Annotated in this window: 16 protein-coding genes and 1 tRNA gene; 7 read left to right on the top strand and 10 right to left on the bottom strand. The window is 47.6% G+C overall.

Features of this window, described 5'->3' with window-relative positions:
- The first annotated feature begins 9 nt into the window (after positions 1-9).
- Positions 10-1,647, top strand: a complete 1,638-nt coding sequence (locus DYH27_RS10845; protein ID WP_029216613.1) for a dipeptidase — start codon at positions 10-12, stop codon at positions 1,645-1,647.
- A 642-nt stretch (positions 1,648-2,289) separates the two neighbouring features.
- Here DYH27_RS10845 and DYH27_RS10840 read toward each other — a convergent pair.
- From DYH27_RS10840 to gyrA, 10 genes are all read right to left on the bottom strand, one after another.
- Positions 2,290-2,381 (bottom strand) — tRNA-Ser (locus DYH27_RS10840).
- A 254-nt stretch (positions 2,382-2,635) separates the two neighbouring features.
- On the bottom strand, positions 2,636-3,229 hold the full coding sequence (locus DYH27_RS10835) for an IMPACT family protein (RefSeq protein WP_025067913.1): 594 nt from the start codon (positions 3,227-3,229) through the stop codon (positions 2,636-2,638).
- 20 nt (positions 3,230-3,249) lie between these two features.
- Positions 3,250-4,497, bottom strand: coding sequence for a DUF1015 domain-containing protein (locus DYH27_RS10830; RefSeq protein WP_025067912.1), 1,248 nt, complete (start codon positions 4,495-4,497; stop codon positions 3,250-3,252).
- Positions 4,498-4,585: 88 nt separating this feature from the next.
- Entirely contained in the window at positions 4,586-5,503 is a 918-nt protein-coding gene (locus DYH27_RS10825; protein WP_025067911.1) for a 3-phosphoglycerate dehydrogenase, read from the bottom strand.
- 91 nt (positions 5,504-5,594) lie between these two features.
- Positions 5,595-6,662: a 3-phosphoserine/phosphohydroxythreonine transaminase gene (gene serC, locus DYH27_RS10820; protein WP_025067910.1), complete on the bottom strand. Its 1,068-nt coding sequence runs from the start codon at positions 6,660-6,662 to the stop codon at positions 5,595-5,597.
- Positions 6,663-6,868: 206 nt separating this feature from the next.
- Entirely contained in the window at positions 6,869-8,182 is a 1,314-nt protein-coding gene (locus tag DYH27_RS10815; protein WP_025067909.1) for a DEAD/DEAH box helicase, read from the bottom strand.
- A gap of 2 nt (positions 8,183-8,184) precedes the next feature.
- Entirely contained in the window at positions 8,185-9,390 is a 1,206-nt protein-coding gene (locus DYH27_RS10810; protein WP_025067908.1) for a tetratricopeptide repeat protein, read from the bottom strand.
- Positions 9,387-10,499 (bottom strand): tetratricopeptide repeat protein, encoded by a 1,113-nt coding sequence (locus tag DYH27_RS10805; RefSeq protein WP_025067907.1) that lies wholly within the window; start codon positions 10,497-10,499, stop codon positions 9,387-9,389. The genes DYH27_RS10810 and DYH27_RS10805 overlap by 4 nt, the downstream gene beginning before the upstream one ends.
- An 86-nt stretch (positions 10,500-10,585) precedes the next feature.
- Positions 10,586-11,848, bottom strand: coding sequence for a tetratricopeptide repeat protein (locus DYH27_RS10800; protein ID WP_004354355.1), 1,263 nt, complete (start codon positions 11,846-11,848; stop codon positions 10,586-10,588).
- A 47-nt stretch (positions 11,849-11,895) separates the two neighbouring features.
- On the bottom strand, positions 11,896-14,478 hold the full coding sequence (gene gyrA / locus DYH27_RS10795) for a DNA gyrase subunit A (protein WP_004354305.1): 2,583 nt from the start codon (positions 14,476-14,478) through the stop codon (positions 11,896-11,898).
- A gap of 810 nt (positions 14,479-15,288) precedes the next feature.
- Between gyrA and DYH27_RS10790 the strand changes: the two genes are divergently transcribed.
- From DYH27_RS10790 to DYH27_RS10765, 6 genes are all read left to right on the top strand, one after another.
- The gene (locus DYH27_RS10790; RefSeq protein WP_004381960.1) at positions 15,289-16,518 is read left to right on the top strand and encodes a site-specific integrase; all 1,230 of its coding nucleotides are present in this window, start codon (positions 15,289-15,291) and stop codon (positions 16,516-16,518) included.
- 51 nt (positions 16,519-16,569) lie between these two features.
- Complete coding sequence (locus DYH27_RS10785; RefSeq protein ID WP_029755018.1) at positions 16,570-17,847, top strand: site-specific integrase; 1,278 nt, start codon at positions 16,570-16,572, stop codon at positions 17,845-17,847.
- Positions 17,848-18,311: 464 nt separating this feature from the next.
- A complete protein-coding gene (locus DYH27_RS10780) occupies positions 18,312-18,647 on the top strand; it encodes a helix-turn-helix domain-containing protein (protein ID WP_004365227.1) in 336 nt (111 codons plus the stop codon).
- Between the two features lie 6 nt (positions 18,648-18,653).
- Entirely contained in the window at positions 18,654-19,034 is a 381-nt protein-coding gene (locus DYH27_RS10775; RefSeq protein ID WP_004365228.1) for a hypothetical protein, read from the top strand.
- Positions 19,031-21,091: a bifunctional DNA primase/helicase gene (locus DYH27_RS10770; protein ID WP_029216612.1), complete on the top strand. Its 2,061-nt coding sequence runs from the start codon at positions 19,031-19,033 to the stop codon at positions 21,089-21,091. Before DYH27_RS10775 ends, DYH27_RS10770 begins: the two co-directional genes overlap by 4 nt.
- Complete coding sequence (locus tag DYH27_RS10765; protein ID WP_004365230.1) at positions 21,079-21,387, top strand: helix-turn-helix domain-containing protein; 309 nt, start codon at positions 21,079-21,081, stop codon at positions 21,385-21,387. Before DYH27_RS10770 ends, DYH27_RS10765 begins: the two co-directional genes overlap by 13 nt.
- Positions 21,388-21,437: the final 50 nt, after the last annotated feature.

The following is a 21,437-nucleotide window of genomic DNA, read 5'->3' as shown; positions in this document are numbered from 1 at the left end:
TTGCAGATTATGAAGAAAACATTTGCAACACTGTTCTTCCTTTCCATGATGGCGTATGCCCATGCGTGTACCAATTTCATTGCAACCAAGGGAGCAACAAAGGACGGATCTGTCCTCGTGACTTACAATGCCGACGATTACGGCCTGTTCACCAATCTGTGTCATTATCCCGCCGGCACACACGCCAAGGGGACACGCCGTGAGATCATCGACTACGACACACACGAAAGCCACGGCTTCATCCCGGAGGCTTCTGTTACCTACAATGTAATCGGGAACATCAACGAATATCAGGTAAGTATCGGTGAGACAACTTACGGTGGACGTGAGGAAATGGTCGACAAGTCAGGTACAATCGATTACGGTTCACTGATGTATCTCGGTCTGCAGCGCAGCAAGACAGCCCGTGAGGCCATCAAAATCATGACCTCACTGGCAGAAACCTATGGATATAACTCTGAAGGAGAAACTTTCACCATTGCAGACCCCGACGAGGTCTGGCTGCTCGAGATGCAGGGATGCGGTGGCGACAGAAAACAGAAGGTGGTATGGGTTGCCGTTCGTATTCCGGACGGTATGATTTCCGGTCATGCCAACCAAAGCCGCATCGGTCAGTTCTCAACCTATGACACAGAGGTGATCACATCTAAGAACTGCATCAGCTATGCCCGTTCAAAGGGATGGTTCTCTGGCAAGGACAAAGACTTCAACTGGAAGATGGCCTATGCCAAACCCGATTTCACCGGCCGCCGCTGGTGCGATGCCCGTGTATGGAGTTTCTTCAACCACTTCAAGGACATGTCCCACTGGCTTCCCTGGGCCCTGGGCAAAGACGAACAGGCAGAGGATATGCCGCTTTGGATTGTGCCGGACAAAAAACTCGATGTGGCCACGATGGAGAGCTGTATGCGCGACCACTATGAGGGAACACCGCTGGCACTCGACAAGGACATTGCCCAGGGAATATGGAACTCACCCTACCGCCCTACTCCGCTCCAGTTTGAAGTAGACGGAAAGAAATGCTTCAACGAACGTCCAACCTCAACTCAACAGACAGGTTTCTCCTATGTCGCCCAGCTCCGTTCATGGCTGCCACGTGAGATTGGCGGCATCCTGTGGTTCGGCAATGACGATGGGAACATGGTTGCCTATGTACCAATCTATTGCAGCAATACCGAACGTGCAGAATGCTTCAACACTCCTGGAGCAGATGCCGTGACCTTTTCGGACAAGAACGCTTTTTGGGTCTGCAACTGGGTCAGCAACATGACCTACCCGCGTTACTCCCAGCTGTTTCCGGCCCTGAAGGAGGTACGCGACTCGCTCGAAAACTCTTACTTCGCAGCCCAGAAAGATGTGGAAGCCAAGGCTTTGGCACTCTATGCCAGTGACAAGGCTGCAGCTGTAAAATATCTCAACGGCTATTCCATCAAGAAGAGTGACGAGATGATTGCCCGTTGGCGTCGGCTGGCAATCTACATGATCGTAAAATTCAACGACATGGCTGTCAAGCCTGAAAAGGACGGCAAGTTCCTCCGCACACCGACTGGACTCGGTGAACGAGTACAGCGACCAGGGTACAGTGACTTCTTCAAACGAGAGCTGATCAGGCAGACTGGTGACAAGCTGATCATGCCTGCAAAATAAATAAGCCCCCATATACGACGAGAGGTGACTGATTCCCAATCCGAATCAGTCACCTCTCTTTTTTCATTTTCCGATTAAATCCCAACCAAATATAAAGAAAATTTCGCTTTTCCGTCCAGCCGTATAGCCACTGTACTCTCCCTCAAGAAGAAAGCTGAGTCTGATCATCTGAAAGGGAAACGGAATTCTACCATTAAATGCGTAGACAGCTGTCGCATAGAGCGCATAGCCTTGACGTGAAGGGACGGCTGTTCACCAAGGCCATGCATTTCACTTTCCTGCACTTAAATTTATTGAATACTGTCCGATAAGACTTAAACAGCATGGTTTCCTATGCATAATCCTTTAAACGGGAAAAATCCGCATTGTTTTCGGAAAAGTAAGCCCTCTAATTAAATGAGTTCTGCCGGCACTGTTCTTCTCCAGCTACAAGCTGCTCCCATCCCCCGCAATATGTTGCAAGGAGCGGGCCGTCAACACGACCGGTGTTTACCGACAACACAATACGTGGCGGGCATCCACACATTTGCTGGAGAGTGCGGTTCATTCCTGTCGCTGTCATATACAGTAAGACACCGATGACTGACTTACACGGGGAATGATATGAAAAGAGGATGTGTACACCTGACACATCCTCCTTACTGGCGGAAGTAGAGGGATTCAAACCCCCGATACGCTTAAGGGCGTATACCGGATTTCGAGTCCAGCGCATTCGGTCACTCTGCCATACTTCCTCGATTTGACAGTGCAAAAGTAAACAATTCTACTGTAAACGCCAAATTATTCAAGCGATAATTGCATAAGGACTTAATGGAAATGAATGGAAAAGAATCATTGATTCAGCCGGTCTTGCAAGCTCCCACACGAAAGACCCGAGATCAAATTTTCCTTTGTTGCTTCCATAGCCGCAAATACTGCACACACAGTATGTGGAAGAATTGAATTACCTCCTTTTTATCAAGGGAAATCGGCCTGATGAGTTCCGGTTTCAAACAAATGACAGACTTCTAAAGCGTGTGCGCAGCTCTTCTGCCTGGCTCTTTCTTATAGAAAGGACAATTTCACAGGTATTGTCAAAAACCTGACTGACAATACGTGGGTTCATTTCTTTTATAATCTTCATGACATCATTCATCATGGGATAAGTAAAAGTAAACGCCACTTCTTCCTCTACAAAATGTTCTTCGATCTCACTTTTCTCCAATGCGTCTGATGCCGCTTCCCGATATGCGACAATCAGACCGCCTGTACCAAGTTTCACCCCTCCGAAATATCGAATGACACAGACAAGCGTGTTTGTCAACCCATGACTGTCAATCTGTCCGAGAATAGGTTTGCCTGCTGTTGAAGACGGCTCTCCGTCATCATTGGCCCGGCAGTCAGTTCCATCCGGCCCAATCCTGTAAGCATAACAGCAGTGCCGTGCATCATAATATTTCTTCTTGTACGCCTTTACAATCTCCAGAGCCTCTTCGACAGAATCGACATGATGGGCAAAAGCGAGGAATTTACTCCGCTTTTCAGAGTAAAATCCCTCGCCAATTGCTTTCTCTTTTATAGTTTTGTATTTATCGTTATCCATTCGGAATTTATGTTCCTGTTTCAATCCAGCTTATGGATGACAAGACCTGAACGGAGTTTCGGCTCAAACCATGTAGCCTTAGGCGGCATGATTTTCCCACTGTCTGCAATATCCATGATCTGCTGCATAGAGACGGGATAGAGTGCCAATGCCCATCGCATTTCGCCACTGTCAACACGACGTTTCAGTTCGCCAAGGCCACGCAGACCACCCACGAAATCAATTCGTTTGTCAGAACGCAGATCCTTGATACCCATCAGTTCGTCCAGGATAAGACGGCTTGAGATGTCTACATCGAGGACACCTATCGGATCATTGTCATCGTATGTACCTGGCTTGGCAACTAAACTGTACCAGTTACCATCAAGATACATCGAGAACTCATGCAGCTTCTTCGGACGATACTCGTCCTTTCCTTTCAACTCGACTGTGAAATTCTTTTCCAAAGCTTTCAGGAACCCTGCAGCAGTCATGCCATTCAAGTCCTTGATGACACGGTTGTAGTCGAGAATCGTCAACTGACTTGCCTGGAAGCATACAGCCATGAAGTAGTTGTACTCTTCATCACCCTTGTGTCTGGGATTGTTCTTGGCTTTCTCTGCTCCCACCAAAGCAGCAGCCGCCGAGCGGTGGTGCCCGTCTGCTATGTAAAGGCTCGGCATCTTTCTGAACTCTTCTGTCACAGCCTTGATATCGGCCTCATCTGAAATTACCCAGAACTGATGGCGGAAACCATCGTCAGGTGCGACGAAATCATATTCAGGTGGCGTCTGGGCATACTTTTTCAGCAGGTTGTCCAGAACACGGTTGTCAGGATAGGCAAAAAAGACAGGCTCTATATTGGCATTGCATGCGCGGACATGCTTCATGCGGTCTTCTTCCTTGTCGCGGCGTGTCAACTCATGTTTCTTGATGTTACCTGTAAGATAGTCGTTGACAAACGCACCGACAACAAGCCCATACTGTGTCTTCCCATTCATGGTCTGCGCATAGATATAATAATGTTCCTTGTCATCCTGCACAAGCCAGCCTTCCTTCTGGAATTTCCTGAACTGTTCGACAGCACTCTCGTAGACACGAGGGTCATATTCGCTGGTTCCTGGCTCGAAATTGATTTCAGGCTTGATGATATGATACAGACTCTTTTCGTTGTCGCCGGCCTCTTCACGTGCCTCTTCCGAGTCGAGCACATCATAAGGACGACTTGCTACCAATTCTACAAGATTCTTAGGTGGACGGACACCCTTGAATGGTTTGATAACTGCCATAGTGTTTAGGTTTTAGAAAATGAAAAAGGATTGAATGCTGCAACCTGTTCTTGACGGTCATAGCAATCAATCCTTATATAATGATTTTTTATTTGTTTACCTGGAACTTAGTGTCACCTGTTGCAAAGAAAGCATTGATCTGCTTTGCAGCAGCAATACCTGCATTGGTATTCGCCTCTGCTGTCTGGGCACCCATCTTCTTCGGTGTTGAGAAGTAGCGGCCTTCAAACTTCTTGAACTCCTCATCAGCATCAGGCTTGATATCTGTGATGAACTTCAAGTCTTCACGCTCTGACATCAATTTCAACAGTTCTTCCTCATTGATAACCTCCTTGCGTGCAGTATTGATGAGAATACCTTTCTTTGGGAGCAGATTAACCAGACGGTAGTCAATGCTCTTCACGGTCTGTGGCGTTGCAGGGATGTGGAGTGAAAGAACATTGCAGGTCTTGAACAGCTCGTCCTGTGACTTGACTGCATGTACCCCGGCTGCTTCGATAGCCTCAGCCGGACAGAATGCATCGTATGCATAAACTTCCATACCGAAGCCCTTGGCAATGCGTGCCACATTGCGTCCGACATTGCCAAAAGCCAGAATACCCAGTTTCTTACCCATCAGCTCTGTACCGGCCTTTCCATTGTAAAAGTTGCGGACAGCATATACCAACATACCGAATACGAGTTCGGCAACAGCGTTAGAGTTCTGGCCAGGAGTGTTCTCAACAACAACACCCTTTTCCTTTGCATAGGCGGTGTCGATGGAATCGTAACCGGCACCGGCACGAACAACAATCTTCAACTGCCTGGCAGCGTCAAGAACTTCCGGAGTAATTTTGTCAGAGCGGACAATCATCGCATCGGCATCCTTCACGGCATCGAGGAGCTGTGATTTCTCCGTATACTTCTCAAGCAGAACCACCTCGTGTCCCGCTCCTTTAAGTTCGTTTGTAATCCCTTGCACAGCTGCCGGTGCAAATGGTTTCTCGGTTGCAATTAAAACCTTCATAGCTTTAAAGTTTAGGTTTGAATATAGTAAAGATACCGTTCAGACTTAGCGAATGATATTTCTACCATTGCCAAGCCTGATGATTATTTATTTAGTGCTGCGCCTCGAAATCCTTCATGGCCTGAACGAGAGCATTCACGCCTTCGAGTGTCTGGGCATTGTAGCAGGAAGCGCGGAAGCCACCGACAGAGCGGTGTCCCTTGATGCCTACCATGCCACGTTCAGTAGCAAAGTCGAAGAACGGCTTTTCAAGCTCCTTATACTCATCGTTCATGACGAAGCAGATATTCATTACCGAACGGTCCTCTGTTGCAACAGTGCCTCTGAAGAGCTTGTTGCGATCAATCTCATCATAGAGAATACGGGCACGCTCGTCAGCACGACGTTCCATTTCCTTTACACCTCCCTGTGCCTTCACCCAGCGCATGGTCTCCAGAACAGAGTAGATGGGAACCACAGGAGGAGTATTGAACATGGAACCTTTCTCCACGTGTGTGCGGTAGTCAACCATTGTCGGCAACTCGCGTGGAGCCTTGCCCAGCATATCATCCTTCACAATAAGCACAGTGACCCCTGCCATTGCCATGTTCTTCTGTGCACCGGCATAGATACAGGTGTATTTTGACACGTCAACCGGACGGCTCATGATGTCAGAGGACATATCGCCGATCAACGGGACAGGAGAATCCAGGTCCTTGCGGTATTCTGTACCATAAATGGTATTGTTGCTTGTTATGTGGAGATAATCCAGATCCTTTGGAATATCAAAGTTGTGAGGCAGCTTCATGTAGCCGTCATCAGCTGAAGAAGCGACCTCAACGACCTCACCGAAGTGCTTGGCTTCTTTCAAAGCCTTCTTTGCCCATGTACCAGTATTCAGATAACCTGCCTTTTTGATCAGGAAATTGGCCGGAATCTGCATGAACTCGAGCGAAGCACCACCTCCTAAGAAGATGACAGAATAACCTGCCGGCACGTCCAACAGCTCTTTGATAAGAGCAACACTCTCGTCTATAACCGGCTGGAAATCTTTCGAACGGTGACTGATTTCCATGAGGGAAAGACCGATACCATTGAAATCCAAAATCTGCTTCGCAGTATTCTCAATCACTTCGCGTGGAAGCATTGATGGACCTGCATTAAAATTGTACTTCTTCATCTGATTTGATTAGTTTAAGTTCGACTTATGTTTTGTAGTTACAACCTGTATGTTGTCAGAGCTTTCTATGGCTTTACGTTGCGAAGATACGCTTTTATTTTTATACTTCCAAATAAAATAACATATTTTTTATCCGACATGATTTCAAACACCATAGACATGTGAACGTACACAGCAAATACAGAAGTGACACTTTGTCCCCGGTGTTATCTTACTTCTTCCACAACGGTATGAATACCCTTGATTTTTTCACCTTTGGTCAGTGAAATTATTTTCTTTATCTCCGAACGGGTTACAGCCACATAAGAGAAACGGTCCCTGACATCTATCTTCCCAATTTCGGAAGACCGTAATCCTCCCTTCTTACAGAGGAAACCAACGATGTCATTCTTCGATATTTTATCTTTTTTCCCTTTACCTATATATATCGTAGCCATACGAGGCAGTGCCGGACGGGGCAGGTCTTCTGGAATCTGATACTCGTGATGTTCCTTGCCGACATAGTCGGGCAAGAATTCTTCCGGACCGAGCAGGAAGAAGGACTGACCTCCCTTGTCCCAACGCGCTGTACGCCCTACCCTATGAACGTAGCTATCCTCGGTTTCCGGAAGATGATAGTGAATGATATTGTCGACATCAGGAATGTCCAGTCCGCGAGAAGCCAGATCCGTACTGACAAGAATCGGTGCAGATCCATTGGAGAACCGGTAGAGTGCAGCTTCACGCTCACGCTGCTCCAGTCCTCCGTGAAACCAACTTACAGTAAATCCTTTTTCTTTCAAGAACAAGGCGGTGCGTTCAACCGAGTCGCGGTAATTCAGGAATACGATGCTGCTCCTGTCACCCAGAGACAGCAGGAGCTTCTCCAATGTTCCGAGCTTGTCTTTCTCCGGACTTGAAACCGTATAAAGACGGATGCGGTCGGGGATGTTTCCCTCGTCTGCCCGATAATCTAAACGGACCGTCTTGCCCATGGAGACGAAATCCGGAATCGATTCCGAATCTGTTGCCGAAAGCAGGATTCTTCTTTCTATGTCCGGTAACTTACAGAGAATGCTCTTCATCTCGTCTTGAAATCCCAGTTCAAGGCACTTGTCGAACTCATCTATCACCAGCCATTTAACTGTTCTGGAATTGATGTTCGCCTTGTCAAGGTGGTCATTCATACGCCCCGGTGTCACGAAGACAATCTGCGGTTTCACATCACGCAGCATACGGTGTTCTTCCATCGTAGGTCGTCCGCCATACAGTGGCATGGAGCGCAACCCGCTTCCCATATCCCTGAGTACATTGGCGGACTGAAGTGCCAGTTCACGCCCAGGCACCAGAACGACAGCCTGCAATTCGTCTGACGACGCATCCAGCCGCTGTACCAGAGGCAGCAGGTAGGCATACGTTTTACCTGATCCTGTCGGCGAAATCACCACAACGTCTCTGTCCGTGTGCAATACTGCATCGGCAGTGGCTTCCTGCATAGAATTCAGCGTGATACCCAGCTTTTCAAGCATAATATTGTCCATCGTTATTTTTCCTTTCTTATCTTGTCTATTTCATCAAATTCCTTACCCATGTTCAGATTGAGATAAATGGTATACAGAGGTGCCAGCCATTTGCTTTTCGCTTCAGGTACAAGTGTTCTGTACTTCTCCATGTAAGGCTTTGAACGCTGATACAATGCGATTATCTTGTCCTTGTTTGAACGATACTTCTGTCTGTCCTTGTTCAGTTCTATCGCCTGGTTGAAATAAGCGAGACCTATATTGTAATAGGCATCTGCAAAAGATTCTTTTTCTTTGATCAGCTGTCTGCATAGCCGGATACATTCATCGTACCTTCCGAGATTGAGCAGGGCCGTACTTTTGGCAAAACGGAACAGCAGGCTCGTCGAATCGGCCTTCAAAGCACGTTCCGTTATCTCAAGTGCCTTCTCGTGCTCACCGATCCGGGCATAATACTCTACCAGACGCGGAAAGAAAAAAGCGAAGTTCGGATACTGTTCAAAACCGGCCTGCAGGGACTTCACGTACATGGCTGTGTCCTTCCTCATCAAATAAGCCTCCGCCTCGTACTGTCTTACAAAGTTCAGCATCGATGTGTCGCGTTCAGCCAGGTCCTTGAAGCGCATGGTCTTGTCGGCATCGCCCAGTTTATATCCACAGAACATCGCCCAGTAAGCAGCATGCGGAATAAGAGCATCATGCTGCATATAATCATATCCAGCGAAGAGCGGATAATCTGCCGACAGCAGATAGTCACGGTAATATTCAAAAGCCGTCTGGTAATCATTCCTGTGAACGAAATAGGTTCCACCGTTGAAGAGATTCGGACGGATCGAGTTCAGGAATGCAGCATGTCTGACCCGGTACTTCGGACGCACCCGCCCCTTCTCGTCTGGCCGTGCGTCAAGCGAGTCGAAACGTGACATGACATCGTACAACCTTCTCGTGACAGAGAAGAAGGCAGCTGTATCATACTTCTGTTTCAAGTATAACTTCTCATTCCCCTGCTCATATTGCTTTGTCAATGCATCGCAAAGCATAAGCCATATCCTGCTGTCCGTTCTCGCTGCGGAATCGACAAGCAGCCCGCGAAGTGCGTTCTCGGCTTTTGCGAGATCCTTTCCTGCCTTTATCTGGTCACGGAAGGCTTGCAGCTGTTTCTTCTGTGCATAACCGCAAAGAGGGATGACAAGGCAGAGCCATAAAAGAATGATCCTTGTTTTCTTCACTTCTTATAGTTTGTTACGAGGGGTTCTAATTCTTCAGCCTTGATTTTATCGTTCAACAAGGTATAATCAAGATAGAGCGGCCCAACCCAATCCACCCTGTTCCTGCGCGGATCCTTTGCCTTTACCCGCTCCAGATAAGTGCGTGCTTCGGAGAAATAATTCAGGAATTCCTTGTCCGAAACAAGTTCTCCTTTCTTTTTCCGTGCGGCCACAGAGTCGCGTACAGCCATTCCAACCGTATTCAGGCATACGCCTATGTTATAGGCGACAGGGATGCTGCCCGGATCGATCTCGTCAGCCTGCTTGTAGGCATCAATGGCTTCCTCCCACCGCTCGGCATGCATGGCAATCTCCCCCTTCAATATCCATGGAACCGTAGAGTTCGTATTCTCTTCCAGCATCTTGTCAATGAAATCCTCTATGTTGAACTTCCGTGTAGGATTCTGATAGAACTTCATGATCCATGCGAAATAAGTCTCATTCGTCGGATCGGCACGGTAGAGCTTCTGGACAACGGAAAGATAGCGCAGGGAGTCCTCTTCATTCACCATCTTGTCGTGCATACACTGGGCTTTTATTTCTGCGGCAGCCTGTGCCGTCTCATCGTACTGCATGGCCGAATCCGCATATTCATCGGCTTTCAGAAGGTTATGCGCTTTCAGATAATAATAAGAAAGGTAATAGGAGGCCACCCCGGATTCATCCGCATTGTCCTTCACAAGAGTCGACCTGCGTGTTGTCAGGTAGAGTTTCAGGGCATCCATTCCCTCCTGCTTCGTATACACGCTCTTGCTGAAATACTTGCCTGCATCTATCAGCATCGGATGAAGCAGGGCCAGCCGGCGTCTGTTCTCTTCTTCAAACTTCGGTTCCACTTTCCCCTTCCGGTTAGGCATTCTGTCGAACTCATCACATTTCAGTGAATACTCCACACCATCCACAACAGCGTTGAAAATGGCGACAGAGTCCCTATCCGGACATTTCTCCATGCGGGAAACAGCCTCTTTGGCAAGTCGGTTGAAAGATTCGGCCTGCTTGTAAGCCTCCTGTGCTCCGGCAACACTCCATCCGGCAAGGAAGACAATTGTCAATATCTGTATTCGATTCATCCGCAACGGTTTTCGTGAAACAATACCCCCTCTCGCATAATCTCTGACAGCAGCATTATGCAAGAGGGGATGACAGATAGAAGATGTTACTGCTGTACACCGGCATCAGCTGCCGCTGCCAGTGTTTCAGGAGCCTGAGGGCCCTTTACAAAGTAATAACAGCCATAGAGCGGGTAAGCCCAGGAAGACTTCTGCTCCTTCAGCACGTCCAGCTTCTTAGCCGTTTCGAGGTAAGAAACAGCCTTGTTGTACACCTCGTTGAACTGTGCGCGTGCCGCCGGAGAAAGAACTCCCTTGACAGCTGCCACACGTTCCTGTGCCTTGTAGAACCAGCACTGTCCGATTGACGCATTGATGGCAATCCTTGCATTGTCGTCCTTTGCAAGAGCCAATGCCTTTGAAAGGTAGTCGGCAGCCTTCTCGTATTCCTTCTTCTGACTTGCAAACTGACCGAGCATTACCAGTGCGCCATAGCTGTTGGGGTTCTTCGCCAATGCAGCGTTGACGATTTCCTCAGCCTTGTTCTGCATGCCGAGTGCGCTGTAGGTCGCCGTCAGCGTTGTCAGGACAGCGTCATTGTCCGGATCCTGTGCATAGATGCCTGCGAGTTTTTCTGCGTAGCTGACAGAATCCTGACGTGTCTTGAGCTGTGCACCGAGAATCGCCAGCTGAAGCTGCTGGGCGTCCTTTGCACGGTCCTTGCTCTTCATCGCATAGGAAACATACTTCTCCGCCTTCTGGTAATCCTTGTTCTGATAAGCATAATAAGTAGCGAAATAGGCGATCTCATTCAGATTCTCGTCCTTGGACTTGTCGAACTTGGCAAACATCGGGTCGTCAGCAGAGTCAACATAGCGGGCAAGGTACTTGTAGGCATTGGCATCGTCCTTGATGCCCTGATAGAAGATACCGCCGTTGATGAGCTGCCCACGGAGCGGATAGAGCTGGTCGGCCAGGCCGGCATACCTCGGCTTCACCTTGCCTTTGGCATTAGGCATATTGTCATACTTGACAACCTCTGCTGCGGCATCGAAAGCCTGACCGACAGCCTCATAGAGTCCCTTCTCGTCGACGGGCTTGTTCCCTTCCTTGCCCATCTGCTTGTTGGTCTGGTTCTCGAGCTGTACGCCCTGCTCTGCACTTACCTTCTTCATGGCAAGTTCGTAGAGCTTGTCGTAGGCCTTTGCTTTCTCGGCATTGTCCGTAATCTGTGCAAGGTTCGCCTTCAGGAGGTCAGCCGCTTCAGCATAGGTCTGTGCCTTCAGGATTGCCTTCAGAGGTTCGCTGTCACCAGCGAAAGCAGCCGATGTACTTAGTAGCATCAATGCTGCAAACATTAACTTTTTCATATTGGTTATCTTTTTAAAAGGTTTATGATCTATTCTTGCTCCCTGCTTTATTCGAAGCCGGCAGGCGTTGTGTCTTCCGTCTCTCCCGGAGCAACAGTGTCGCTCTTGATTTCTTCACTGGTCTTCGACCACTGCTCACGGCTTTCTTCCTCAACCTGTGTCTCCATTTCAGAGCTCATCACCTTGCAGACAGACGCTATGACATCATTCTTCTTGGCGAGATTGATCAGGCGGACACCCTGTGTCGCACGTCCCATGACACGACACTCGGCAACCGACATTCGGATGACGATGCCGCTCTTGTTGATAATCATCAGGTCGTTGGCATCGGTAACGTTCTTGATGGCGACGAGCTTACCCGTCTTTTCCGTGATGTTCAGCGTCTTGACACCCTTTCCGCCACGGTTGGTCAATCGGTAGTCTTCAACTTGTGAGCGCTTGCCATAACCTTCCTCGGACACGACCATGACCGTCTCATTGACAGGATCATTGACAACAATCATGCCGACGACCTCATCCTGACCGTCCTCGTCCAGACGCATACCACGCACACCGGTCGAAACACGTCCCATGGTGCGGATGTTCGACTCGTCGAAGCGGCATGCACGGCCGTTGCGGTCGGCCATGATCAGCTCGTTCTTTCCGTTTGTCAGGCGAACGTCTACTACCTCGTCGCCCTCGTTGATATTGATAGCTATCACACCGTTGGTACGTGGCCGTGAGTAGGCACGGAGGGAGGTCTTCTTCACAATGCCCTGCTTGGTGGCAAACACCACGAAGTGGGAGTCAAGGAACGCATCGTCGTCAAGCCCGCGGATGCGAAGGAAAGCGTTTACGGCATCGCCCGCCTCCAGCGAGAGCATATTCTGGATGGCACGTCCCTTTGCGTTCTTGTCGCCCTCGGGAATGTCGTAGCACTTCATCCAGTAGCAGCGGCCCTTGCGCGTGAAGAAAAGCATCGTCTGGTGCATCGTCGCCGGATAGATATATTCGGTGAAGTCCTTTTCCCGTGTCCGTGCCCCTTTCGAGCCAACGCCGCCACGTGCCTGCTCCTTGAAATCGGCAAGCGGCGTACGCTTGATATAACCGAGGTGGCTGATGGTAATGACGACAGGGTCGTTAGGATAGAAATCTTCTGCATTGAACTCGTGTTCGTCGGGAATGATCTCCGTACGACGTTCATCGCCGTACTTCTCCTTCACCTCCTGCAGTTCTGCCTTCATCACTTCCCTGCAACGCTCCGGATTGTCGAGGATTTCCTGCAGATCCTTGATGGTCTGCATCAGCTCGTCAAATTCCTGGTGTAGCTGGTCGAGACGCAGGCCTGTCAGTTGAGACAGACGCATATCGACAATTGCCTTTGACTGCAGTTCGTCAAAACCGAAACGCTTCTCAAGGTTCTTCTGTGCTTCGGAAGGTGTCTTGCTGGCACGGATAAGATGAACCACCTCGTCGATGTTGTCGCAGGCCTTTATCAGTGCTTCCAGAATGTGCGCACGCTCCTGTGCCTTCTTGAGGTCGAACCTTGTGCGGCGGATGGTGACATCATGCCGGTGTTCTACGAAGTACTTGATACACTCACGAAGGCTCAACAGACGTGGGCGTCCCCCTACCAATGCAATGCAATTCACTGAGAATGAGCTTTGCAGGGCTGTCATCTTGAAGAGTTTATTCAGAATGACATTTGCATTTGCGTCACGCTTTACATCAACTACGATACGCATTCCCTGCCGCCCGGTCTCGTCGTTGACGTTTGATATGCCTTCGAGCTTGCCTTCCTTCACCAAATCGGCAATATACTCAATGAGCTGCTGTTTGTTTACACCGTAAGGAATCTCTGTAACTACGATTTTGTCGTGATTTTCATCGCTTTCAATCTCTGCCTTGGCACGCATTACGACACGTCCGCGTCCTGTCTCATAGGCATCCTTGACTCCCTGCAGACCGTATATGTATGCCCCTGTAGGGAAGTCGGGAGCAGGAATGAACTCCATCAGACCGTCGGTCGTAATCTCCGGATTGTCTATGTAGGCACAGCAGCCGTCGATAACTTCACCGAGATTGTGTGTAGGGATGTTTGTCGCCATGCCCACGGCAATACCGTTGCCGCCGTTTACAAGCAGATTGGGAATCTTCGTCGGCATCACGGCCGGCTCACGCAGTGTGTCATCGAAGTTGTTGACCATGTCCACCGTGTCTTTCTCAATGTCGTCCATGATGTGCTCGCCCATTTTGGAGAGACGGCACTCCGTGTAACGCATTGCAGCGGCAGAGTCGCCGTCGACGGAACCGAAGTTACCCTGCCCGTCAACCAGTTTGTAGCGCATATTCCAGTCCTGTCCCATACGTACCAGCGCACCGTAGACAGAAGAGTCTCCGTGTGGATGATACTTACCGAGCACCTCGCCGACGACGCGGGCGCACTTCTTGTAAGGCTGGTTGCTGAAGTTTCCGATACCGCGCATACCGAAGAGAATGCGGCGGTGAACAGGCTTGAAACCGTCACGGACATCAGGGAGGGCACGCGCCACAATCACCGACATAGAATAGTCGATGTAGGAGCTTTTCATCTCCTCCTCGATGTTGATCTTCATGATTCTGTCCTGATCAATTGTCTGATTTTCGTCCATTATTTATTTTTACTGTTATTGATTTTCTGATGTCAAAACAGGCTCATTCAAAACAGGATGAAACCGCCTGTAACAGGCTTTATTTCCCTTCTGGGCCGTTTTTATGTATTTTCAAGGTGTAAAGATACGAATAAATTTCCATACCGCAAAACGCCCAGAACGAAAAAAACATTATTTAGGTATGTTCTGATATTTTATAAGTGAAGAATCCCGCATGGACCGCGGCAAATACTTCTCTAAGACAGGTCCTGAAAGTTTCCCCCTTTCAGGCGATCCGTTTTGCCGTTTTTTCACTTAAGCACATCCGGTACAATCACAGAAAGGACAAATCTCAGCAAGATGGAAAACATTTTACTTTTCCAACAGAAAAGGCACCTGTTTCCTTCCGCCACAGCAAACGGCAAACGGAAGAAAACAAGTGCCTATATGGCCAACAAGCACTACTTGCGTTCCAACTAACGCCTGACAGCACTCCAACTAACGCTTACTTGCACTGCAATCAAGGCCCTTTTGGAATGCAACTAATCAAGGAAAATGAAGAAAGGTCGAAGTTGGTGTAAACTAACTGATAATGAGGAGGAAATGGAATAATTTGCGTAAAACTGCATCGTTCGTAAAAGGCAGTACTATGCAGATTTAGGCAGAAGTTCAGTTACCAAAGCGTTACCCGATTATGACTTAGGTAACAATGAAGAAGATACGGGTAACTGAATTATTTTCGCTCGTGTGGCTGTTGCTTCGGTCGGCAGTATTCTGCATAAGTGAGGAACGCTTTAATTCGGGTAACTTTGCCCACAAATATTAAAGCGTATGAAAACAGAGAAAATGAAGGTGTTGCTCTACCTTAAAAAGAGCGGTCTTGACAAGTCGGGCAGAGCTCCGATTATGGGACGCATCACCGTCGGGCATTCCATCGCACAGTTCAGTTGCAAGTTATCCTGCGATCCCGACCTATGGAACCCACGTGAGAGCCGAATGGACGGAAAGAGCCGTGAGGCAGTGGAGATAAACGGCAGGTTGGAGAATCTGTTGTTGTCCGTTCAGTCTGCTTATCAGTCCTTGCTCTCCAAAGGCTGCCCATTTGACGCAACCGATATAAAAGAGCAGTTTCAGGGCAGCGTGCAGACACGGTGCATGCTCATCGAGAGGTTGGATATGCTCATCAAGGAAAAAGAAAGCCATGTAGGTATAGACATCAAGGAAGGAGCCATACACGGCTACCACTCCGCCCGCATACATTTACAGAAATTTATTCAATGGAAGTACAAGGTCTCGGACTTGGCATTCTCGCAACTCACAGAGAATTTTATCAATGAGTTCCGGCAGTATTTCTTAGGTGAGTGCGGTTTTCAGGAAAGCACGTTCTATAATGTAGCCACGCATTTAAAGACGGTATGCAGATTGGCATACCGTGAGGGATTGGCAGATGTACTACTATTTGACAAAGCCAAAATCAGCAAAGGCGACAACAAACTGCCCAAAGCATTGGACAGGGAAGCATTGGACAAGTTAAAGGCTCTCCGCTTTGATGATTTGGAGGAGGAAATGGAAACGGCAAGAGACATCTTTCTCTTCGCCTGTTATACAGGTGCAGCCTATTGCGACTTGATGGAACTGAAGAAATCCCATCTTGTCCGTGATGATGATGGAAACCTATGGCTGAAGTTCAATCGTCAGAAGACCGGTGTACTTTGCCGTATCAAGCTATTACCCGAAGCCATAAGGCTGATGGAGAAGCTCCACAGCGGTGAAAGGGAAACATTGCTCCCCTATATCAAGTACAAGAACTATCAGACCTGTCTGAAAGCCCTGCGGCTTCGTGCTGGCATCTCGTTTCCCTTTACCACGCACACGGCAAGGCATACTTTCGCAACGCTCATCACGCTTGAACAGGGCGTGCCTATTGAGACGGTGAGCAAGATGCTGGGACATTCCAACATAAGCATGACCGAACGCTACGCAAAGGTAACACCACAGAAACTCTTTGAGGAATTTGACCGTTTCCGTTCTTTCACCGATGATATGCAGTTGGCTATATAAGCCTTATCAAATTACTTTATTCCTTATTCATTCAATCAAAATATCAAGACAATGAGAAGTACATTCAAGATACTGTTCTATATTAACAGACAGAAAACAAAGGCGGACGGAAAGACAGGCATTCTCTGCCGTATCACCATAGACGGGAAAAGCGCAGCCATTAGCACAGGCGAAGAGTGTAAGCCCTCCGAGTGGAATGCCAAACAGGGCTTGACGACAGACAGGAAAATCAATCAAAGACTCCATGAGTACAGGAAATTTGTGGAAAAGACCTATCGGGATATACTGACAAGAGACGGAGTGGTAAGTGCAGAACTTATCAAGAATCACCTGCAAGGCATATCAGAGAATCCGACAACTCTCCTTGCCATGAGCAAGGCGGAACTGCGAGCAATCAAGGAAAGCGTTGGAAGGTCAAGAGCTGCGGGAACTTATCTGAACCTGTCCCATTCTGAGAGAAATCTCCGTGAGTTTGTGGAAGATAAAGGAGTGCAGGATATACCTATTGGGGCAATCACGGAGGACTTGTTTGAGGAATACCGCTTCTTTCTCAAAAAGCGTGGATTGAAGGGAACGACTATCAACAACTATCTCTGCTGGCTGAGCAGGTTGATGTTCCGTGCAGTTAGTCAAAGGATTATCCGCTACAATCCTTTTGAGCATGCCAAGTATGAAAAAGAAGAAAAGAAGATACGCTTCCTGCAAAAGAGTGAAGTCGCTAAACTTGCGACAATGAAAATGAATGACAGCGAGGCGGAATTGGCAAGGCTGATGTTCGTCTTTTCCTGTCTTACGGGACTGGCAATCGCTGATATGGAACACTTGCTATATAAGCATATCCAAACGGCAGCGGACGGAAGGAAGTATATCCGAAAAGAACGCCAAAAGACAAAGGGGGAGTTCATTGTGCCGCTGCATCCGATAGCGGAAGCCATTATCAACTATTGTAGGAATGAACAAGAAGGGAACAAAGCGCATCAAGCAATAAAAGAAAAAGGCGACAGCCTTGTATTCCCCCGTGATTGCAATCGCAGTGTAATGGGCAAGAACCTGTGTATTGTAGGCAAGGCTTGCGGCATAAAGGAACGGTTGTCGTTTCACATGGCTCGCCACACCTTCGGAACGATGAGCCTTAGTGCAGGAATACCTATCGAGAGCATAGCCAAGATGATGGGACACGCTTCTATATCAAGCACACAGATTTACGCACAGGTGACGGACAAGAAAATTTCTGAGGATATGGACAGGCTCATAGCCAAACAAACGGTAAAGGGAAAGGAAACTGCGGAGAGAGGGGTTTGTGAACCAAACTCTGCTAACTCGTTGTAATTAAATGTCCTATCAATTTTGACAAATCAGTAGTGTAGCATTTTTGTAGCAGTATTTTGACCGCCTAATGACTACCATTCTGACTACCTTATGAAAGCACAACTGCTCTCTTTTCTTGAGTACAAAGGTATATAAAATTGTACTAACCTCCAAATCTTTGTGCCATAAATATTTAGAAATTTTACTGCTACACTTTCCAGTGCAAGGTGCAAGCCCCTATATATAAGGGGACTTGCACCTTGCACTGGAGGGATTTTCTCAAAATTATTTGATTTTGTTCTGGAATGATTGTTCTTACAATGTATTTCCGTTTATGAATTATAGAAAACAAACCAATTAAATCATCCCATGCCGACATCGCTCATCATATTCATCTGCACCTAATGCAAGCCACCTTGCATGGGGTGTAAACATTTGAATGTAGCGGGTTGCTCAAATTTAGGTGTCTTTGTAACTTTATACATATGAAACAGTTGCACAAAACCCTAAAGGAAAAGCGAGAGCTTGAAGGTTACTCACAAGAGTATGTCGCTGGAAAACTGAATGTTAGCTCAAGTACCATTTCACGATGGGAAACTGGAGCTGTGTCGATGACCACCTCACAAACTTACAGTTATGCCAAGGTATTGGGATGGGATGAACTCGACCTGCTTGCATCTATTGCACAAAGACAACAGGCAAGACCGCTTCCACTCGCTCAGATGAGTATCGAAGTGTTTGACAAGGAATCCTACGACAGAATTATAGATCTTGTAAAGGAGCTTGGGCCGCAACACATTATTTTACAAACCAAATTATAAAGGCTGATGGAAATAATCGCAGTAGAAAGCCAAGCCTATCAGGAACTGATAGACAGGCTCAACCGAATAGAGCGGTATGTTGAGCGCACTTCTCATCTTATCCAAGATATAGATGACGAGCTGGAGATGACAACCAAAGATCTTATCGGGACTCTGAATGTTTCAGAGTCCACCCTTTATCGCTGGCGCAAGAAACAGTTGGTACGGTATCGCTACACGGAGGGTGGCGATGTACGCTACTTCTTCAAGTCTATCGTGATAGCCACGAAATGTAACCGACTCCGTGTCTCAGGCATGAGAAACGACGAGGTTCTTGGTCGGCTCAACCGTTTTAAGGACAATCTCATCATAAGTTCATGTCTTAATCCTAAAAACCGACAACTATGATAGAAAAGGAACAGATTCTTTTGCTTACACAGGGAGGTCTGAATGTGTTTTCCCATTTCCTCGGCTTTGAGGTAAACCTTCATCGCAACTTCCGAAGCCCCTTCTATGACGACAGACGGGCTTCCTGCCATATCTACTACGACAGGAAAACTTCTTCTTACAAATTCTATGATCATGGCGATACCACCTATTCAGGGGATTGCTTCTGGTTTGTGGCAACCCTCCGTAACTTGAACCTGAAAACAAGTTTTCCCGAAGTCTTGGAAACTATTGTACAAGAACTTGGATTGTATTCTTTATGTGATGGTGAAAAGCATAGCAACCATATCACGTTATCATATAAAAGAACTATCGTTCCCACTCCTAAGGCTGATATAACCAAGTGTACGGAAGAACGTCCATACAGTTTTGAGATACAGCCTTTTGACGATGGACTGATGAACTATTGGGCGCATTATGGTATCCATGAAGATACACTTCGGCTTTTTCGTGTACGGAGTCTTAAACGGTATGATAGCGTATCAGCCGAAGGTAAGAAGTTTGAGCTTCACAGTTCGCCGACAGAACCGATATTCGCCTATATTGGAAATGGCTATGTCAAGATATATCGCCCTCACAGTCCGAAAATCCGCTTTCTCTATGGCGGGCGGATGCCTATGACCTATTGTTTCGGCATGGAGCAGATTCCCACCAAAGGAGATATGCTCTTCATTACAGGTGGGGAAAAAGATGTGCTCTCGTTGTATGCGCACGGGTTCAATGCAATCTGCTTCAACAGTGAAACGGCACAAATACCGGAAAGCATCATAGAGAGCCTTCAACTTCGCTTTCGGCATATCATTCTCTTGTATGATGCAGATGAGACGGGTGTACGGGAAGCGCATAGACAAGCTGAACATTTGGCAGAATACAAGGTATTGAATCTTACACTCCCACTTAGTGGAACCAAGACGGAAAAGGACATTTCTGATTTCTTTGCCTTAGGCAACGGGGCGAAGGAACTGAAAGAACTGCTTGCCAAGATGTTTACAGACCTATATAGCCAAACCATGATGATGCTTCGCTCCTGTGAGATTGACTACGACAATCCACCGGATATTTCCAAGACTGTGGTGGCTGTGAATGGTGTCCCTTTGGGAACGCAGGACAATCTGTTCTGCATTACCGGAGGTGAGGGTACGGGCAAGAGCAACTATGTAGGAGCCATCCTTGCCGGAGCTTTGGGGAATAAACGGCTGCCGATAGAGAAAACCTTGGGATTGGAGATTACCGCCAATCCCAAAGACTTGGCAGTCCTACATTATGACACAGAACAGTCCGAGGCTCAACTGCACAAGAATCTGGGCAAGACATTGCGCCGGGCTTCATTGACGGCAGTACCGAAGTTTTACCATTCACTCTACCTTGCCTCACTCTCTCGTAAGGACCGCTTGAAACTTATCCGTGAAAGTATGGACTTGTTCCATCACAAGCATGGTGGAATACACCTCGTTGTCATTGATGGTATTGCTGATCTGATACGTTCTGCGAACGATGAAACGGAAAGTATAGCCATTGTTGACGAACTTTACCGCTTGGCAGGGATATACAATACTTGTATTATCTGCGTATTGCACTTCGTGCCGAACGGCATCAAACTTCGGGGACATATCGGCTCGGAGCTTCAACGTAAGGCGGCGGGTATCCTTTCCATAGAGAAAGACGACAATCCCGAATACTCGGTCGTAAAGGCGTTGAAAGTGCGTGACGGAAGTCCGTTGGACGTACCGATGATGCTTTTCGGCTGGGACAAGGAAGAAGACATGCACGTCTATCGTGGTGAGAAGTCCAAGGAGGACAAGGAAAAGCGCAAGACTGATGAGCTTATTGGCGTTGTCAAAGAAGCCTTCCGAAATTCTTTCAAGCTCACTTACCAAGAACTTTGTGAGGTTCTGATGCGAGAGATGGAAATCAAGGACAGGACCGCAAAGAAATATATTGCCTATATGAAAGAGCAGCGTATTTTGATACAAGATACAAGTGGGAATTATCAAAAAGGAGAATTATGCCATACTTAGATCAACAGCCAGAAGATACATGGCAGAAACGCCTGTTTGATAAACTGAAGAATATGGAAGACAAGCTCGACCGTCTGCTTGTCCTACGGGAACAAGAAGTAGATACGACCATTCACCCTCCATTGAAACCCGAATACTTGGATATCATAGATGTCTCCAAAATTTTGAAGGTGGAACAAAAGACCATTTACAACTGGGTTTGGGCTGGAAAAATTCCTTATCTTAAAGCCAATGGCAGATTACTTTTCCTTCGGAAAGAGATAGATGAAATGCTACGGAAACAAGGGAACTGGTAGGCACCCGTTCATTATTTAATGCTTGTTCAACAAAATTGAACAAGCATTAA

The organism is Prevotella denticola, assembly GCF_900454835.1.
Classification (GTDB): domain Bacteria; phylum Bacteroidota; class Bacteroidia; order Bacteroidales; family Bacteroidaceae; genus Prevotella; species Prevotella denticola.
Note: the sequence above shows the minus strand (reverse complement) of the source record. Positions and strands in the feature narration are given on the sequence as shown.

Excerpts from the sequence above, each read along its gene's own strand:
- DYH27_RS10845 (WP_029216613.1), top strand. The coding sequence starts at position 10 with ATGAAGAAAACATTTGCAACACTGTTCTTCCTTTCCATGATGGCGTAT.
- DYH27_RS10835 (WP_025067913.1), bottom strand. The coding sequence starts at position 3,229 with ATGGATAACGATAAATACAAAACTATAAAAGAGAAAGCAATTGGCGAG.
- DYH27_RS10830 (WP_025067912.1), bottom strand. The coding sequence starts at position 4,497 with ATGGCAGTTATCAAACCATTCAAGGGTGTCCGTCCACCTAAGAATCTT.
- DYH27_RS10825 (WP_025067911.1), bottom strand. The coding sequence starts at position 5,503 with ATGAAGGTTTTAATTGCAACCGAGAAACCATTTGCACCGGCAGCTGTG.
- serC (WP_025067910.1), bottom strand. The coding sequence starts at position 6,662 with ATGAAGAAGTACAATTTTAATGCAGGTCCATCAATGCTTCCACGCGAA.
- DYH27_RS10815 (WP_025067909.1), bottom strand. The coding sequence starts at position 8,182 with ATGGACAATATTATGCTTGAAAAGCTGGGTATCACGCTGAATTCTATG.
- DYH27_RS10805 (WP_025067907.1), bottom strand. The coding sequence starts at position 10,499 with ATGAATCGAATACAGATATTGACAATTGTCTTCCTTGCCGGATGGAGT.
- DYH27_RS10800 (WP_004354355.1), bottom strand. The coding sequence starts at position 11,848 with ATGAAAAAGTTAATGTTTGCAGCATTGATGCTACTAAGTACATCGGCT.
- gyrA (WP_004354305.1), bottom strand. The coding sequence starts at position 14,478 with ATGGACGAAAATCAGACAATTGATCAGGACAGAATCATGAAGATCAAC.
- DYH27_RS10790 (WP_004381960.1), top strand. The coding sequence starts at position 15,289 with ATGAAAACAGAGAAAATGAAGGTGTTGCTCTACCTTAAAAAGAGCGGT.
- DYH27_RS10785 (WP_029755018.1), top strand. The coding sequence starts at position 16,570 with ATGAGAAGTACATTCAAGATACTGTTCTATATTAACAGACAGAAAACA.
- DYH27_RS10780 (WP_004365227.1), top strand. The coding sequence starts at position 18,312 with ATGAAACAGTTGCACAAAACCCTAAAGGAAAAGCGAGAGCTTGAAGGT.
- DYH27_RS10775 (WP_004365228.1), top strand. The coding sequence starts at position 18,654 with ATGGAAATAATCGCAGTAGAAAGCCAAGCCTATCAGGAACTGATAGAC.
- DYH27_RS10770 (WP_029216612.1), top strand. The coding sequence starts at position 19,031 with ATGATAGAAAAGGAACAGATTCTTTTGCTTACACAGGGAGGTCTGAAT.
- DYH27_RS10765 (WP_004365230.1), top strand. The coding sequence starts at position 21,079 with ATGCCATACTTAGATCAACAGCCAGAAGATACATGGCAGAAACGCCTG.